This is a genomic window from Phosphitispora fastidiosa (assembly GCF_019008365.1).
Taxonomy (GTDB): domain Bacteria; phylum Bacillota; class Thermincolia; order Thermincolales; family UBA2595; genus Phosphitispora; species Phosphitispora fastidiosa.
This window is the reverse complement of the sequence record NZ_JAHHUL010000010.1, coordinates 72,805-88,861: the sequence shown is the minus strand read 5'-3', so window position 1 is coordinate 88,861 and position 16,057 is coordinate 72,805. Positions and strand designations below refer to the sequence as shown.

Here is a 16,057-nt window from a genome sequence, read left to right as displayed (position 1 = left end):
CATACAATATCTGATATATATAAAAAAATTAATTAATCAGAACCTGAACTCACTTTCCATTGTTTGGTTATTGTGCAATTTTTTCTATGAACTCATATATGCTCCTAGAGAATTCCTCTTCCAAGTTTGATTTACCATTTTTCCGTACCCAGTGACTGTCATTATACTCATACCAACAATCTGATGCATGCAATGCATAAGGCCCTATATGGATCATCTGAAATTCAATCAGATGATATCTGGAACCATCAAAACCTACATCCATTCCAATGATAGGGAAGTCTATTTCCGAAACAACGTTACTCGCAAAATCTAAAAGGCCTAAGTTATCTTCATCTGAAACCGGAAAGAGACGCCCCCCTCCACTAGCTCGAAAATCATTCTCTCGGTTTTTTCTATAAAGTGTATAGTATTTTCCTCCAAAAAATAATACTTTATAGTCTCCGGTTAAATTTGGGACAAAGTTTTGAATTACAAATTTCTTACGATAGAAAGTGTAGTTTCTATATGGCGATTGAACTTTACCAATTAGCTTTCGACATATATAATATATCAAAAAATCTTTTACTGATTTAAAACTGTTCACCATAAAAACCGCACTCAACAAATTTAGGACTTTTTTTAATTCTTTTGGACTATTCGCTAAACTGACATTCTGACTTCCAGCACCTTCTGCAGCTTTTATAACAACGGGGTATTCTTCAACATCACCGATTGCTTCAATACCATTACCATACAATTTACTCATAATCGATTTCAGCTCATCATTATTAAAAGTATTACGTAGCAATTCCATATAGTTTTTATTGTGATGTGCCCTAAAATAATACAAATTCGGCAATAATATTGCTCCCTTATATTGTAAAAACAAAATAATGTCTTCAATATAATCTTTGTAAAATGTACCTATGTCTTCTGATGTTTGGTATAGTACATACACTCCTTGATAGTCCTCATCAAAATCAATTTCCGAGTATTTGAGTACAGATATTTTGTATCCTCGGTTCGAAAAGTAGTTGGATATTTGCTCTACATTCATTGATTTATAGTCTTTAAGGTTTTCCACTGACACCCAGAACATATCTCTATAATCTTTTAGAATTAACAATTGCTTCATGAGCTATTTCTCCTTGTTTTCTCTTTACATTTATAACTGTGCCATATATAACAAATACTATTAACGTAATTATCCTTGTATCATAATATGATACCATGCCAAAATCATAAAAAAGAATCAATGCAAGAAGCGCAAAATATATTGCTCTATTTGGCACATTGCATTTTCTTGTCTTTAGTAGTTTTTTCGCCAAATAAAAGTGAACACTATAGTATATTATAAATCCTAAAATCCCTAAATCAACTAATAACTCAATGTAGTTGTTATGAGAATAAGTTTGTTTTCCAGAAAACATACTCCAATAATGTGCAAAATTGTTAATTCCATATCCCCATATTGGACTTTCAGCAAACAAATGTAATCCGTATTGAATCATATTTATTCGGATAGTAGTGGATGAATTTGTGCCGCTATCATTAATTAAATTTTGGTACATCATTTCAAATCGGTAACCAACGACATTATATAAACTTGGTGTGTTCATAATCATTATGGAGACAAACATAACCATAAATATAATCAGTATAGTGTTCCGAATTTTTTTAGACACTTTTTTTTCTGATATCAAATACACCAAAACAAAAACCAAGAAGCCAAGAACAGCCTTTTTAGAACCGGATATTAATACATTATATCCACACACTATAGCAGCTAAAGCACTTAAAGTAACAAAGCTTTTTCTATATAAGTTAACAAAAGCAAAGCACAAAGGTATTAGATACATAAGACCCACCAAGTTTTCATTGACTCCAAAGTCTTCGCCTAGTCTGCTCCAAGAATGTTCCGGGCTAAAGGTCAAAGCTAGAAATGTTCCAACAATGAGCCCTGTTATAATGAATATTTTCATGAGTTTTTCTGAGCCGTTTTCTATCTGCAAAAAAACTGACATCGATATACCAAAGAAAAATGCCATTAGTAAATTTGAACTCATATTTATAGACAATTCCAATGAACTTGCATAAAGCAATGAAACTGTACAAATTAAAAGGAAACCTGCGTACCATGAAATAAATGTAATTGGAATTTTCGCCTTCTTAAGTAACAGTCTGATAAAAGAAAAAAGAAAAAAAATATATAAGCTACATTGTAGATAAATTTCTGGCAAACTGAAATAACTAGTTGCATAGGCTAAAAAAATATATATAAATAAAACAAACATATAAAGACTATCTTTTTTAAACTTTATTGAAAAAACATTAGCTTTTTTATCCATATTCCATTCCTTTAGAAAATTATTGCATTAATGTATTCTTGCCACATTGGCAGTATTTTGGCAGGTTTAAACCTATCAACAACTTCTTGTGCTTTTGCCCCGTAACCTTCAGCTATTTTAGGGTTATCTAAAAGGTAAATAATTGCCTCAGCCAACTTTTTAAAATCATTTACAGGCACAATAATGCCATTAACTCCACTATCGATTAGCAGGCGCGCTCCTCCCGGACTACAGTCTGTTGAAATAACGGGGAGTCCATATGCCATTGCCTCAATCAAAACATTTGGTATCCCTTCATATTCTGATGTAAGAACAAACAATCTTGAATGCCTGTATACATTGTCCATATTTGAAATAACGCCAGCAAAAACAATACTATCAGAGAGATCATATTCAGAAACCATAGTTTTAACTGTATCAATGTCTGGCCCATCACCATAAAAGACTAACTTTACCTTAGGATGCTTTTTAATAACAAGTTTAAACGCTTTAATCATGATATCTTGACGTTTCTGTGCTAACTCAAAACGCGCTACAAAAGCTATTTCATTCTTCCTTAATTCTATAGGATGGAGGTTCGGCTTTTCTATATTGATGAAATTTGGAATAACCGTGCCTTTTCTTCGTACTGACTTCGGGAAATATCTAGATGCCCCAGAGGTTTGAAATACACACCCATCTGCAAATATATACCGTAAATGCATATATCGCTTTTTTTTCCTATTATAATTATAAGGATCCTTTCGTTCTGACACTATTACTTTCGTCTTGGAAAGAGCAGTTGCGCTTACTGCCAGTAATTTTGCCATGTTTTCAAAAGCTATTAAGACATCTGGCTTATCTCGTTTTATGATTCCTCTTAAATATATCAGTTGAAATAATCTTCTCAACTTTCGAATATTGGTAAATCCCCCAATTATGTTAATGATTTTAATTTCTGAATTAATCCAATAAAAGCTATCCTTTGTACCAAAATTAATGATTTTGACAATCTGATTATTATTTGACAAATAATTCGCTAACTGGATTAAAATCTTTGTGGCTCCACCGTATCCTAAATTACCCGTCAAGAAATATATTTTTTTCACTTTCACTGAAGTAGCTCCTTATATGTAACTTTTTTGACTCAAATCCACTTTCACTCTGGTTTCAGCAAGCCCTTAACACAGGGAATAATATTCTTTATATGGTAATCAACATTATAATAAGTTGAAAACACATTCTTGTACTCTTCATAAATCTCCATACTGTTTATCTCTTCTCTTAAAAGGCCAGACAAGACGTTTTGAATACTATCTGTGTCATATAATATTTTATACCGCATTCCCTCTGAAACTCTATGAAAGTCTTTAAGGCATGAACTATATATTGGGATAACTCCGCAAGATAAATAAGTAGATATTTTAGTTGGTGTAGCCACATGGTTTACTATCACATCATCACGAATTATAAATCCATACTTTGCATCTGATAGGATATTGGGTAATTCATCGTTATTCACAAAACTGACTTCATAATTTCGTATTCCCGATTTTTTCAAAATATCTGTTGCTTTTTGACGTTCTGAAGTTAAAACTAACAGCTTACTATTGAATATTCCAAATTCTTCAATACATTTATAAAATGCAACAACCTTGTCAAAACGTTGCCATACACTCAGAGATCCTATATAGACAAAAACATTGTTTTTGTACTTTCCTTTTTTGAAAAAAGCTGGTTTATGAATATTGGTATTAAAACAAGGCATTATATAATGTCTTTCATTAAAGTTGATACCATATTTTATCTCATAGTGTTTCTTCATAGTATTAGATACGAAGAATACAAACTTCGCACGTGTTAATATAAATCTTTCCAATATTTCTAAAACAACCTTCTTAAATACATTTTTATGCCGCATATAACTTTCTTCTGGCTCAACTCCTTGAACCCAAAATATAATGTTTTGCCGCCCTTTTAAATATAACTTAACTGCGTCAATTATCCTAGCAACAATATAGTAATCGTTTTTATTACTGTTTTTTATGCTGTCAATACTATCCGCTTTTAAGACGTTTGTAGTAGTTATTATTTTAATAGCTGATTCGATGATATTTAGATAAAAATCAGTTACTATCGAATTATTACATCCTACAATCCAAACCATTCCAGTTTTTAACTCCCCCATAATGCTTCTTTTTTAGCTAAGTTACTCATATACCTTAGATTTTTCACAAATCTTGGTTGGATTATTATCATCGAATTCCTTGCTCCGCTTTACATGAAACGGATTACCAACAATATCAATACCAACAGCGATAGCAGGAATATTTCATGTACTATTTATACGCATTAATATTAGGAATCATTCTTTAGTTCATCTATAAATGACTTTAACGCATATTTAGGTATATATTTATAGGCTTCATCAACACACTGTTTTCTCATATCAAGTATCTCTGAAGGATTCTGTGCATAGTATAGAAGTATTTCACTTAATACCGTCAAATTTTTTGCGGGAATTATTCGTCCCGTTCTATAATCCTTAATAATTTCAGCATTACAATTCCACTCAGAAGCAATAATCGGCAAACCAGAAGCAAATGCATCTATCAAAGTTCCTGGAAATCCTTCTCCGTTATGATAAGTAGGAAATAGCAACAGGAAATAGTCTTTTAAAACCTGGGTACTCTTATTATAGTCAACCATTCCGCCATATCTAATAAATGAGGGGAACTGTTTCTGTAAAGACTCAAATCGCTCTTTATAACTATTATCTGGCAATCCAAATATATCTAACTTATATACTACTTCCCCAAGTTTAGCATTTGCTAATTTTACAGCATCAATAGCATCTTCAATACCCTTTTCTTTGCATATTCTAGAGAATGTACAAACCTTAAAAGGTTTTTTCACCTCTATATTTAATTCTTCTAAAGAAACAATATTTAATTGTTTAAAATTGGGTAGATAATTACAATTCACTATTTCTAAACTTAAATATTCATCAACAAGTTTGTATGATTCCAAATAAATCTTCTTGCAGCGCCTGGACAACAAACGTAAGGCCCAGCTTTTCTTTAGATGGTTTTGTCTAAATCCTCCTATAACAAAATCAAAAATATCCCTTTTATATACGTGATTTAATATAATCAAAATTGGCAACAGAACTTTGTAGCCCCGTGAAGAAACTATAAGAATAATCTTTTCACTATTTTTTAAGACATTATTAACGAGACTAATAAGTTTAAATATGTTTTTGGTAATCTGATAGGTATCTAGAACAAAAACTTCCGATGTATATTCACTGATAATAGTGCTATACAATTCTTTTGTTTTCACAGTCTGTCCATCTGAAAAGTTTTTATCTCCACCAAAATGACCTATCATAGCAACTTTATACATTATTCCTCCGAATTAACTAATAATATTGGATTTTGACATTTTTCAATGTCCTCATAATTGATAAACTCTTAGCCTATATCTTCCTTACCAAAAACTTCAGTTTTCCGCTAGGCATCCTCTCAAGTTGTTCAACTTTATTCCACGTTAATTTCATATCTCCAATAAATTCTCTGGCATTTTCTAAAACTAGTTTCATGGATCCTTCGACAAAGTTCTGATCTGGAACTACATTAATAACAATCTTATCTCGTGCCACCTGAATAATCTGGCTTTCTTTTACTCCTACAGCAGGTTTCATAATTAAAGTTAGTCTTTTAATTTTCCTACCATCCTTGGCGACAATATAATCTTCTATCCTCCCTGTGATACTCGATAAGTAAGGGGTCTTAATTTCACATCCACAATCATTATGGTACATTACGCCTAAATCTCCAGTTGCGTATCTTATAAAGGGATAGTTAGTACTGTTAAAATCTGTTACTACAATTTCCCCTTCTTCGCCATCAATAACACTTTTCCCATCTTTGTCAACAACTTCCACATAATGACTTGACAATATATGATAATTGCCTTTGTTACATTGAACAGCACACATTCCTACTTCTCCCAACCCGTAAGTTTGGTAAACCGGGCACTCAAAAGCTTGTTCAATCTTTTTCTGCTGTTCGCTTGACAGCCCTTCACTATCTGTCACAATAGCTTTAAATTTTGAAAAAGTTAATCCATGCTCTATCATTAACTCCGCTAACGCAGACCAACCCGACGGGAATCCTGTCGCAAAATCAGCACCTGATCTTTTAAATGCATAAAGGTAATGGTTAAAGGTGTTTTTAGAAATATGATAAACGCTACATTGCAGTTGTTTATACTTGTCTATATATAACCAGTATGGTGGCCTTTCTCGGTTAAATGGTACAATTTTTACACCAGAAATCCTGATACGCTTTTCGTTTAAATCACACCCACAGTATTTATAGTAGCTATCATAATTATATCGCTCAATTCTTATACTGTTTTTATCTCTATAGAATTTCAACGGTGATCCTGTTGACCCGCTTGAAGAACCATTCCATAATTCCTTTTTATTTACTATCTTTGTCGAGATTAACTTCTCCCTGTTTTCTTTTATCATTTTTTTTGTTAATAGAGGAACCCGTTCAAAATCTTTAATGGCATGAATTTCATACCCCTTTAAAAGATTATAATAATTAACATTGTTCGATATTTCCTTAAGAAAGGCATTCATCTTATAGAAGTTAAAATCACAATTGCCATTAATCATGTTTCTTTCAAAATCAACTTGGTCCTTCACTTCATAAAATTCTCCGAATCTACGATACCTGTCTCTTCTCATAGCTTCGATGTTTGCAAGAACTCTTTTCACGATAAAAGGTGAATTAAGGTATATTCTAGAAAGGTAGTTTTTCAGTACATATCACTCCTTAGATTCTTAAAAACGGCTACTAATACAATGCTAAAGAATTATTTTCTATAAATAATGTTTCTTCAATGCATTTAAAATGTAAAAAAAGAAATAATACATACATCTTGGTATTGATAGCCTTTCAATCTCCCTGCAGTTATTCCAGTGACTCTTCGCTGCTAGCAATTTATCGTTTGAAATAGAACCAACTACTTTTCTGTAATAAGCAAGACTCTCGTTCAAGCCATAGGCTACATTTCCTTCTCTGAGAAGCTTCGCCCATGTCATTGAATCATGGTCTTTCTTAACATTAACTAACCTAACTTCTCCAACAACATCCGTGTTAATCATCACCGTTAAAGTGCCGATAATTGTATTTTTCATAAACTGGCTGTAATTGAGGGAGTTTGGAACACTTATGACCTTGTTCCCACCGTCCCGTAATATTTCATAACCTGAAAATGAAAACCCGATACTATTCTTAACCATAAAAGCTAGTTGTTTTTCCAGTTTCTCGGATTTCCACATATCATCTGCGTCTAAAAATGCAATATATCTGCCCTGGGCTTTTTCTAAAGCTCGATTTCTCGCAATAGCAGCACCGGAGTTTTTCTCTAATTTAAAATACTTAATACGAGGGTCAATAATTTGCTTAATCACCTCTGCAGTATTATCTTTAGAACAATCATCCGTTATCAGCATCTCCCAGTTTTGATGAGTCTGAGAAAGGACACTTTTAATTGTCTCACCTATATATTTTTCAGAATTATAAACCGGTGTAATGATTGAAACTAATTCATCCATTTACCTTCCTCTACTTTTTCTTAAATAATTCTAAACCAACCATACTAATCTGTTTACTCTCTTCCACACCCACCTTATATGCATCATCATCAATACTGCCTACCCGCAGCAGATAATCCCCATAATCCTCTGCAGTCTCCATTCCTTCAGCAGCAACGCCTTCCCGTTTAAAAGCTTTTGCAACTGTCTGAAATATAATCTTCCAGTCACCCAAAAACGTAATCTTTTCAATATACTTCAGGTCATATCTAAATTTATCTTCCCACAAGATGCAGTTGCGCCCGTTTATCTGTGCCAGGCCGGATAATCCCGGCAAAACACTGTGCCTCTGCCTCTGCTCCGGTGTCATGAACACCATATCCCTTATGAGCTGTGGCCGTGGCCCGACTACACTCATATCTCCCTTTAATATATTAAACAACTCCGGCAGCTCATCAAGTGATGTTGACCGCAGAAACTTCCCAAACTTCGTCAGCCTTATCTCATCAGGCAGCAGCTCACCATGCTCATCTTTCTCATCAGTCATGGTCCTGAATTTATACATCGTAAAAATCTTCTCATTCAGCCCCGGTCGTTTCTGCTTAAACAGTACCGGACTCCCCAGCTTAACCCTCACTAACACGGCTACTGTAAGCAAAACCGGCGCTAATCCAATAATCGCACCTAAGGATAACACAAAATCCATCGGCCTCTTCAGATATTTTCTATATACACCGCCAGTGCCATGATGCCGCACAGGCAGCTCTGTACCTGGCCTAACCTCGGTTTGCACTCTATATCCACAACCCCTTATTTACTCCACAACCCCTTGTTTACTCCACAAACCTTTGATTATCTCTGCAATCCTCTCCAAATCCTCACCTGTCATCTTGGTATCACTCGGCAGGCAGATCCCATCCTCAAATATCTCCTCAGATACACCGTCACCCACAAAATCATACTCCGCAAAAAACGGCTGCCGGTGCATCGGCTTCCAGATGGGCCTGGATTCGATATTCTCAGCCTCCAGGGCCTCCATAATATCCAGGGGCCTCACCGGACCGCTCAGGGTCATACAGCTCAGCCAGAAGTTAGGCTCATTCCACTCATTCACCGGCATCATGGTGACACCTGCTAATTCTCCCAACTCCTGCCGGTAAAACTCAAATATCTGCCTTTTCTTCTCAACTCGCTTCTCTAAAACCCGGAGCTGCCCCCGGCCAATCCCGGCCACAATATTGCTCATCCTGTAGTTATAGCCCAGTTCACTGTGCTGGTAGTGCCTTGCCGGGTCTCTGGCCTGGGTGGCCCAGAATCGGGCCTTGGCAATTTTCGCTTCATTATTGCTGACAAGCATCCCGCCACTTGAGGTGGTGATGATTTTGTTGCCATTAAATGAAAAAACACCATAATCGCCCATAGTGCCGGTGTAACACCCTTTGTACAAGGTCCCCAATGATTCGGCGGCATCCTCAATCAGTGATACCTCGTGTTCCTTACACAGCTCAACAATCTTATCCATATCAGCCGCCAGGCCATACAGGTGAACAACCAACACTGCTTTTGGTTTATATTTCTCAAAGGCCCTTTCCAGAGCCGCCGGACTCATGTTCCAGGTTTCCCGGTCACTGTCAATAAAAACCGGAATCGCATTTTGATATATAATCGGATTTGCGGTAGCGGAAAAAGTGAGACTCTGGCAAAAGACAATATCCCCGCTCCCCACTCCGGCAGCCTTCAGCGCCAGATGGATGGCAGCCGTCCCTGAGGCTAAGGCAGCAGCTGCATTGACCCCGACCTTATCTGCCATTTCCTTCTCAAATTGATTTACATTTTCCCCTACAGGGGCCACCCAGTTGGTATCAAATGCTTCCTTTACATAAAACTGTTCATAGCCTTCATCACTCATATGTGGTGAAGAAAGATATATTCTTTTACCCGTCATTCATGACAACCCCTAAGATCCTGGCCCCGGCTTTCTCCAGCCGGTCCTTGGCTTCCTGAACTGCCTCAATCTTGGTCCTGCCTGTTCTTAACATCATGATCACCCCGCCGGCCATAGCTGACAGGACAACAGCATCAGCCCGGATTAAGAGCGGCGGAGAATCTATAATCAGCATATCACACATTTCCATCAACTGGCTCAGCAGCTCCCTGGTCTTCTCAGACTGCAGCAGTTCAGACGGGTTGGGCGGCAGCTTGCCTGCGGTAACCACGCTCAGCTTAGGTATCCGGGTCTGATTCACGATTTGATCGAGAGTGGCTTCACCTGTCAAAAAATCAGTAATTCCCTTGTGATTTCCCAGCCCGAATATGGTGTGCTGTTCGGCCATCCTCAGGTCACAGTCGGCAATAATCACCCTGACCCCGGACTGGGCCATGACCACACCCAGGTTGGCTGCCGTTTCCGATTTTCCCTCCATGGGGCTGGAGCTGGTAATCAAAACAGATTTAAATGGCTTGTCAACTGATACAAACTTCAGGTTTGTCCTGATCAGGCGAAATGCCTCCGCCACCGGTGACCCGGTATCTATCTCAGCAATTACCTTTTTCTTCAGCATTTCCATCTGTACCTACCTCTCTAAACTAAGGTAAAGTCCTTTATGAATATTCCCGGACTTTCCCCCTATGTCTGGCTCCGGAAATGACCGTGGCATATGGTGAGGTGTTGTGCAAGATTTTCCTTGCGCTGCCACCGTGAGAAATATTACCGCAGTTCCCGCTAAGCGAAGCCACGGACCGAAGCCATGGATGGCGAAGGCGCCACTGAGGCAGCAGCGGAGCCGTAGGCGCTTCAGTGCCTTTACGGATCCGGCGTGCCCCCTGCGGGTAGAGCCGAATTGGCGGTTTAGTCCGTGGCTTCGCCAGGAACAAGGTTAGATTTCTCCGGTGGCAGCGTTGAAAATCAGTACAACAACTCACCATGTGTATTCCCGGTCATTTCCGGGAGCCTACATATCCAGGGGACGTCCTGCATTATCAGACACAGTTACCGCACCCGATCGGCTTCCCTTAAACGGCTTGTACACCGGTATCTGGCCCAGTACGGGCAGCCCCAGGAGATCCTCTGCTTCCTGGGCGGTTTTAATGGTATTATCCATATAATTGAGCAGCAGGGCCAAAGCGACTGAAATCATCAGCCCCAGGACAACTGCTATCATCATATTCAGCGTCTTGTTTGGTTTTACGGGATACTCCGGAATGGGCGCCTCAGATACTACCGTCAGCCCTGTTTCACCAAGCTTCAGCGCCTTGGCGATTTTAGCCTCGTTGATTTTGGCTCTGAGTAGGGTATAAGTCTCCTGAAGGCGGTTGACCTCGGTTTCGGCAGCACCTTTGATATTGCTTTTCTGGTTCAGCTCAACCTCCATATCCAGCAGTTCGGAATAGACCCGCTTTTCCATGGCACTGAGTTCTGCAACCCGGGCATTCATCCCGGCGGCATCAACAGTCCCCTGGACAGCCATATTGTTCAGGGTATTGTAGGTTGGGTTTGGTTCTTCAACAACCACCGGCTCACCTGCAGCATCAGTACCCGTGGTGACTTGAACGGTAGGTGATGTTGAACTTAACTGTTCCCAGACCTGGTCTACCTCGGCCTCCAACTGCCTGGATTCCGCCCTGGCCTGCGTTAGCTGCGAGCTTACCTGGGTAAGCTCCTGTATTTTGGCGGTGAGCAGTTGATTCAGAATGCTGACTCCGCCCTGTGCCGCCTCCACCTCATTCAGTTTTTCCACTGCCGCATCAAGCTCCGCGCCGGTTGTTTTAGCCTGCTGCTCCAGGAAATCCACAGACCTGGTCAGCTGCTCCTGATTGGATTCAGTGACATAGACCAGAAACTCACTGCTGATGGCATTGGCGATCTTTTGTGCTGTAAAGGGATTGGTATGATTGACATAAATATTGATCAGATTGGTTTCCGGGACGGGAGTAACCTTAATCAGGCCGGCCAGACTGCCGGGAGTGTATCCCTCCCTGTCAAGCTTGAGTTTTTTGATGACCCTTTCCATGACGGCATTGCTTCCCAGCTGCCCGACATAAGAGTTCATTGTCTGGGGGGGAATTATGGCAATGCTGTTTACCAGCCCCTCCAGGCCTACCCCGTTGTTCATCCGGTTGGTCGCCCCTTCAGGAACTACCTGGCTGACCATCATGACAGCCTTGGTCGAATAAATTGGGGTTAACATAAAACTGTTTGCCCCCAGGCTGATTAGAAATGCGGCCAGGGTAATCAAAACAATTATCTTGTAGCGTCTCTTCAATATCCTGAATACGTCTCTTAAGTCAATTTCATCAGCGGATAATCTTTTTCCCTCACTCATAAACATGCCTCACTTACATCATTTTTACACTTGGCAATAAACAAAACCAACAAAATGCCAAATTATAACAAAGGATTTTTTTCCATGCATTAATTTTACATAATTTTTCTATTTTTGTCTAGGCATATTTACTTTATCGTACCCTGCACCTATTTATGTAATCTTCCCTTAACCGATATTAATGGTTACTTCTCCGTCCGAATCGGTCACCGCCTGTCCTTTAAACTGGATGAGACTGTCCATGCCTTCTTCAATAAAAAGATGGATACTGTATGGCGAATAACCTGCTGTATCAGCATATACTGTCGCCGTGACAGTCAGCCTCCAACCCGAATATCCTCAGCAGCATCACAACCCCTGTTTCCCGGTTCAGGGCCGATCCCAGATCGGGGTCAAAAGTTGTTGTGCTGACACCATTATACAATCCCAGGTCGTTGAGCGTCTGTGCCTCAGACCCGTATATTTTCATTTATTTAACCCACCTACTCAGTTAGTTGTTTGATTCGCCATTTTATGACAGATTCCTCTCTTTTTTCTTGCTTTTTATACATTTTTTTCTTATCCTGCTAAACGTCCTCAGGCTGCTGACAAAGCCAGTAATTTTGAGTTTTAAATGTTATAAGACAGGGGTAGATGTGTTCCGGATGGCGGAGTCTGTCGTCCGACCGGCCAGCGACCCGCGAAGCGGGAGCTGTTGCCGGCGGAGATGTCTGGGGGTCCCCCCGATCCGTCGAAGCCCCGGCTTTTCTAAAAAGCCGGGGCTTCGGTAACGGATTGGGGGCCCCGCCGGAGGAATTCATCTACCCCTGTCCATATTACTTTTTCATACTCGAAAAACCCAAGGTTTGTCAATAATCTGAGGACGCCTCTCATGAGACGTCCTTTTTGTTTATGCCTTCTTTTTCTGAAATTCTTTTTTCCTATCCTGGTCAGACCTGTTCTTATCCTGGTCAGGCCTGTTCTTATTCTGGTCAGACCTGTTCTTGTTCTCGTCAGGCCTCTTCTGCTCCCCGTCAGGTTTTCTCTTTTCAGTGTCCATCAGCTTCACCAGGGTATCATAGTCCTCCTGAAGCTTGCTCATCTCATCAGCTATGTTGAGCGCTGTCAGCACCGCCACCCTGGCTGTTGTCAGCCTTGGCTGGCGTGCGGCAACCTGTCTCATCATCTTATCGATATAGGCGGCGAGCATTCTCAGGTATTCGGGTGAAGCCTCGCCTTTTACCGTATATTCCTCACCATAAATCTGTACCGTCGCCCTGCCCTTATCTTCCATACCGATCCTCCCATTGCCTTCATTTATATTCATCTTTTTCAATATTCGCCATATATCGGCAAATTCCTGCCGGGGATTTCGAAAGGCTGCCGGTATGTTTTTAGGGTTCTCTTCTGTTCAGCCCCTCAGCTCAGCCTGGAAATTATCCTTTAAGGCCTGCTGTATTTTTTGATGAATCAGATTCACCTCTTCATCTGTCAGGGTCCGCTCAGGCGACTGGAACCTCAGGGAAAATCCCATACTCTTGAAGCCTTCCTTTATCTGAGAACCCTGGTAGACATCAAACAGGCTGATCCTTTCCAGGAGATTGCCGGCGCTCTTCCTGATTACGCGGTTAATCTCCCCTGCCGTAATGTCCTGACTCACAACTATCGCCATATCCCGTTCCACAGCCGGATACCTGGGCAGCGGGCTGTATTGCTTGACCCCTCCCGCAGACCGGAGGAGTGTCTCCACATCCAGCTGCATCACATAAACCCTCTCATTGAGACGGTAATTTTCCGCCACATTGGGGTGAATCTCACCGATTATCCCGAAGGCTTCGCCCCCAAGTTCAATCCTGGCAGTCCTGCCGGGATGGCACGAACTCTCCCGGTTTTCCGGGACCAGGTTGTATTTTTTGATATTCAGGGTATCCAGCAGTGACTCCAGAACACCCTTGAGATAGTAAAAGTCCATTTCCTGAGCTGCTGACTGCCAGCCGGCCCTGGTTTTGCCCATCACTGCAGCCGCCAGGGTCAGTTTTTCCTGAGGCAGTTTCTCACCCTCTACAGGGATGAATATCCGGCCCATTTCGAAAAACGCCAGATCACGGTTTTTCCTGGCTGTATTGCGGGACAGAATGTCCAGGATTCCGGGCAGCATCGTCGTTCTCAGGACACGCTGCTCCTCACTGAGGGGATTCTGCACAGTCACCGCCTTCCTTAAGGAGTGCTCCGGCGGCAGGTTCAACATATCAAAGGCTTTAGGGTTCATAAAGCTCAGGGTAATAATTTCATTCAGACCGCACCCTGCCATCAAATCACTGATTGTGTCTGCCATGACCTGGGCTTCGCTCTTGCGACCTTCTGTACTGGCCCCTTCCGGAAGGGTGGTCGGTATATTATTGTAACCAAACAGCCGGGCGACCTCTTCTATCAGGTCAATCTCGGTGGTAATATCCCCGCGCCTGGTGGGGACCTCCACCATAAAATCATTGCCATCCTCAGTCACCCCAAAGCCCAGTCGGGCCATGATATCCCCGATTTGCTCCCGGGGAACGGTAATTCCCATGATCAGGGCTGTTCTTTCCGGTCTCAGCCTGATAACAGGGTTCGCCGGCGGAGCGGGGAAATTATCCACAGCCCCCTTGACCGGACGGCCCCCGTCCATCTCCTGAATAAGCTGGCAGGCTCTGGCTGCCGCAGCCAGACAGCCATTGATATCAATACCCTTTTCAAACCTGGCTGAGGACTCAGACCTCAGGGCCAGGTTTTTGGAGGTCCGGTGGATGCTGGCAGGCTTGAAATATGCCGCCTCAATAAGGACTGAGGTGGTGTCGCCGGTAATTTCGGTATCCAGCCCCCCCATAACCCCGGCTATGGCCACCGGCCCTGTGGGGTCGGTAATCACCAGCATCTCAGGGTTGAGTTCCCGTTCCACATCATCCAGGGAGAACATTTTCTCCCCCTCCCGGGCCCGGCGCACGATAATTGCCTGTTGGGCCAGCTTGTCATAATCAAAGGCATGCAGCGGCTGTCCCATTTCCATCATCACATAATTGGTAACATCAACAATATTACTGATAGGCCTTACCCCGGCAGCCTGCAGCCTCTGCTGCATCCACACCGGTGAAGGACCTATTTTCACATTTCTGATCAGGCGGGCCACATACCGGCCGCACAAATCGGGATTGTTAATCTCAACAGTCACCTTGCCGTCAATGATCTCCTCGATTTCCTTTACACCTATTTCGGGCAGTTGCAGCGCTGTCCCCAGCACGGCGGATACCTCCCTGGCCACACCTGTCATGCTGAGACAGTCCGCCCTGTTGGGGGTAAGCTCAAGCTCCAGGACAGCATCATCAAGCCCCAGCAGTTCCCGGGCATCCATGCCCAGCCGGGTGTCTTCCGGAAATTCCAGGATACCCTCCCTCTGGTCCGCGGGAAAGTTCTCCGGGTCCAGCCCCAGTTCCTTGGCGGAGCATAACATTCCGAATGACTCCACACCTCTCAGCTTGGCCTTGGTTATCTTCATTCCGGGAATTGCTCCCCCGACCAGGGCCAGGAGGATAACCTGCCCTTCCCTGACATTAGGCGCTCCGGTGACTACCTGCAGCATTTCCGAACCGGTATTGATCCTGCAGACGACCAGCTTATTGGCATCGGGATGTGGTTCAATTTTCTCGATTTTTGCGGTAACGACCTTTTCAATTCCCTTGCCCGGATATTCAATGTTCTCTACGGCCACACCGACCATTGTCATCCGCTCAGCCAATTCCTCAGGCGATACGGGAATATCAACATATTCCCTGAGCCACTTATATGAAACCCTCATCTTAGTC

14 protein-coding genes are annotated in these 16,057 nt (G+C 41.5%); all 14 read right to left on the bottom strand.

The window, feature by feature from the left end:
• Window positions 1-67: 67 nt before the first annotated feature.
• Window positions 68-1,117: an ATP-grasp domain-containing protein gene (locus tag Ga0451573_RS10640; protein ID WP_231684035.1), complete on the bottom strand. Its 1,050-nt coding sequence runs from the start codon at window positions 1,115-1,117 to the stop codon at window positions 68-70.
• Complete coding sequence (locus Ga0451573_RS10635; protein ID WP_231684034.1) at window positions 1,086-2,330, bottom strand: O-antigen ligase family protein; 1,245 nt, start codon at window positions 2,328-2,330, stop codon at window positions 1,086-1,088. The genes Ga0451573_RS10640 and Ga0451573_RS10635 overlap by 32 nt, the downstream gene beginning before the upstream one ends.
• An 11-nt stretch (window positions 2,331-2,341) precedes the next feature.
• The gene (locus Ga0451573_RS20080; protein ID WP_231684033.1) at window positions 2,342-3,424 is read right to left on the bottom strand and encodes a glycosyltransferase; all 1,083 of its coding nucleotides are present in this window, start codon (window positions 3,422-3,424) and stop codon (window positions 2,342-2,344) included.
• Window positions 3,425-3,468: 44 nt separating this feature from the next.
• Entirely contained in the window at window positions 3,469-4,476 is a 1,008-nt protein-coding gene (locus Ga0451573_RS10625; protein ID WP_231684032.1) for a glycosyltransferase family protein, read from the bottom strand.
• 191 nt (window positions 4,477-4,667) lie between these two features.
• Window positions 4,668-5,714: a glycosyltransferase family 4 protein gene (locus tag Ga0451573_RS10620; protein ID WP_231684031.1), complete on the bottom strand. Its 1,047-nt coding sequence runs from the start codon at window positions 5,712-5,714 to the stop codon at window positions 4,668-4,670.
• Between the two features lie 73 nt (window positions 5,715-5,787).
• Complete coding sequence (locus Ga0451573_RS10615) at window positions 5,788-7,026, bottom strand: AMP-binding protein (protein ID WP_231684026.1); 1,239 nt, start codon at window positions 7,024-7,026, stop codon at window positions 5,788-5,790.
• A gap of 177 nt (window positions 7,027-7,203) precedes the next feature.
• Window positions 7,204-7,941 (bottom strand): glycosyltransferase family 2 protein, encoded by a 738-nt coding sequence (locus Ga0451573_RS10610; protein WP_231684024.1) that lies wholly within the window; start codon window positions 7,939-7,941, stop codon window positions 7,204-7,206.
• A 10-nt stretch (window positions 7,942-7,951) separates the two neighbouring features.
• Window positions 7,952-8,713: a sugar transferase gene (locus Ga0451573_RS10605; protein WP_337833077.1), complete on the bottom strand. Its 762-nt coding sequence runs from the start codon at window positions 8,711-8,713 to the stop codon at window positions 7,952-7,954.
• Between the two features lie 21 nt (window positions 8,714-8,734).
• The gene (locus Ga0451573_RS10600) at window positions 8,735-9,865 is read right to left on the bottom strand and encodes a DegT/DnrJ/EryC1/StrS family aminotransferase (protein WP_231684022.1); all 1,131 of its coding nucleotides are present in this window, start codon (window positions 9,863-9,865) and stop codon (window positions 8,735-8,737) included.
• Window positions 9,855-10,487, bottom strand: a complete 633-nt coding sequence (locus Ga0451573_RS10595) for a CpsD/CapB family tyrosine-protein kinase (protein WP_231684020.1) — start codon at window positions 10,485-10,487, stop codon at window positions 9,855-9,857. Before Ga0451573_RS10595 ends, Ga0451573_RS10600 begins: the two co-directional genes overlap by 11 nt.
• Window positions 10,488-10,871: 384 nt before the next feature.
• Window positions 10,872-12,242, bottom strand: coding sequence for a GumC family protein (locus Ga0451573_RS10590; protein ID WP_231684018.1), 1,371 nt, complete (start codon window positions 12,240-12,242; stop codon window positions 10,872-10,874).
• 292 nt (window positions 12,243-12,534) lie between these two features.
• Complete coding sequence (locus Ga0451573_RS10585; protein WP_231684016.1) at window positions 12,535-12,711, bottom strand: hypothetical protein; 177 nt, start codon at window positions 12,709-12,711, stop codon at window positions 12,535-12,537.
• A 420-nt stretch (window positions 12,712-13,131) separates the two neighbouring features.
• Entirely contained in the window at window positions 13,132-13,515 is a 384-nt protein-coding gene (locus Ga0451573_RS10580) for a cell division protein ZapA (RefSeq protein ID WP_231684014.1), read from the bottom strand.
• A gap of 117 nt (window positions 13,516-13,632) precedes the next feature.
• A complete protein-coding gene (pheT, locus tag Ga0451573_RS10575; protein WP_231684012.1) occupies window positions 13,633-16,050 on the bottom strand; it encodes a phenylalanine--tRNA ligase subunit beta in 2,418 nt (805 codons plus the stop codon).
• Window positions 16,051-16,057: the final 7 nt, after the last annotated feature.

What these genes read in the sequence shown, in the direction of transcription:
- Ga0451573_RS10640 (WP_231684035.1), bottom strand. Translation starts at nt 1,117, where the DNA reads ATGAAGCAATTGTTAATTCTAAAAGATTATAGAGATATGTTCTGGGTG.
- Ga0451573_RS10590 (WP_231684018.1), bottom strand. Translation starts at nt 12,242, where the DNA reads ATGAGTGAGGGAAAAAGATTATCCGCTGATGAAATTGACTTAAGAGAC.
- Ga0451573_RS10620 (WP_231684031.1), bottom strand. Translation starts at nt 5,714, where the DNA reads ATGTATAAAGTTGCTATGATAGGTCATTTTGGTGGAGATAAAAACTTT.
- Ga0451573_RS10625 (WP_231684032.1), bottom strand. Translation starts at nt 4,476, where the DNA reads ATGGTTTGGATTGTAGGATGTAATAATTCGATAGTAACTGATTTTTAT.
- Ga0451573_RS10595 (WP_231684020.1), bottom strand. Translation starts at nt 10,487, where the DNA reads ATGGAAATGCTGAAGAAAAAGGTAATTGCTGAGATAGATACCGGGTCA.
- Ga0451573_RS10580 (WP_231684014.1), bottom strand. Translation starts at nt 13,515, where the DNA reads ATGGAAGATAAGGGCAGGGCGACGGTACAGATTTATGGTGAGGAATAT.
- Ga0451573_RS10585 (WP_231684016.1), bottom strand. Translation starts at nt 12,711, where the DNA reads ATGAAAATATACGGGTCTGAGGCACAGACGCTCAACGACCTGGGATTG.
- Ga0451573_RS10610 (WP_231684024.1), bottom strand. Translation starts at nt 7,941, where the DNA reads ATGGATGAATTAGTTTCAATCATTACACCGGTTTATAATTCTGAAAAA.
- pheT (WP_231684012.1), bottom strand. Translation starts at nt 16,050, where the DNA reads ATGAGGGTTTCATATAAGTGGCTCAGGGAATATGTTGATATTCCCGTA.
- Ga0451573_RS10635 (WP_231684034.1), bottom strand. Translation starts at nt 2,330, where the DNA reads ATGGATAAAAAAGCTAATGTTTTTTCAATAAAGTTTAAAAAAGATAGT.
- Ga0451573_RS10600 (WP_231684022.1), bottom strand. Translation starts at nt 9,865, where the DNA reads ATGACGGGTAAAAGAATATATCTTTCTTCACCACATATGAGTGATGAA.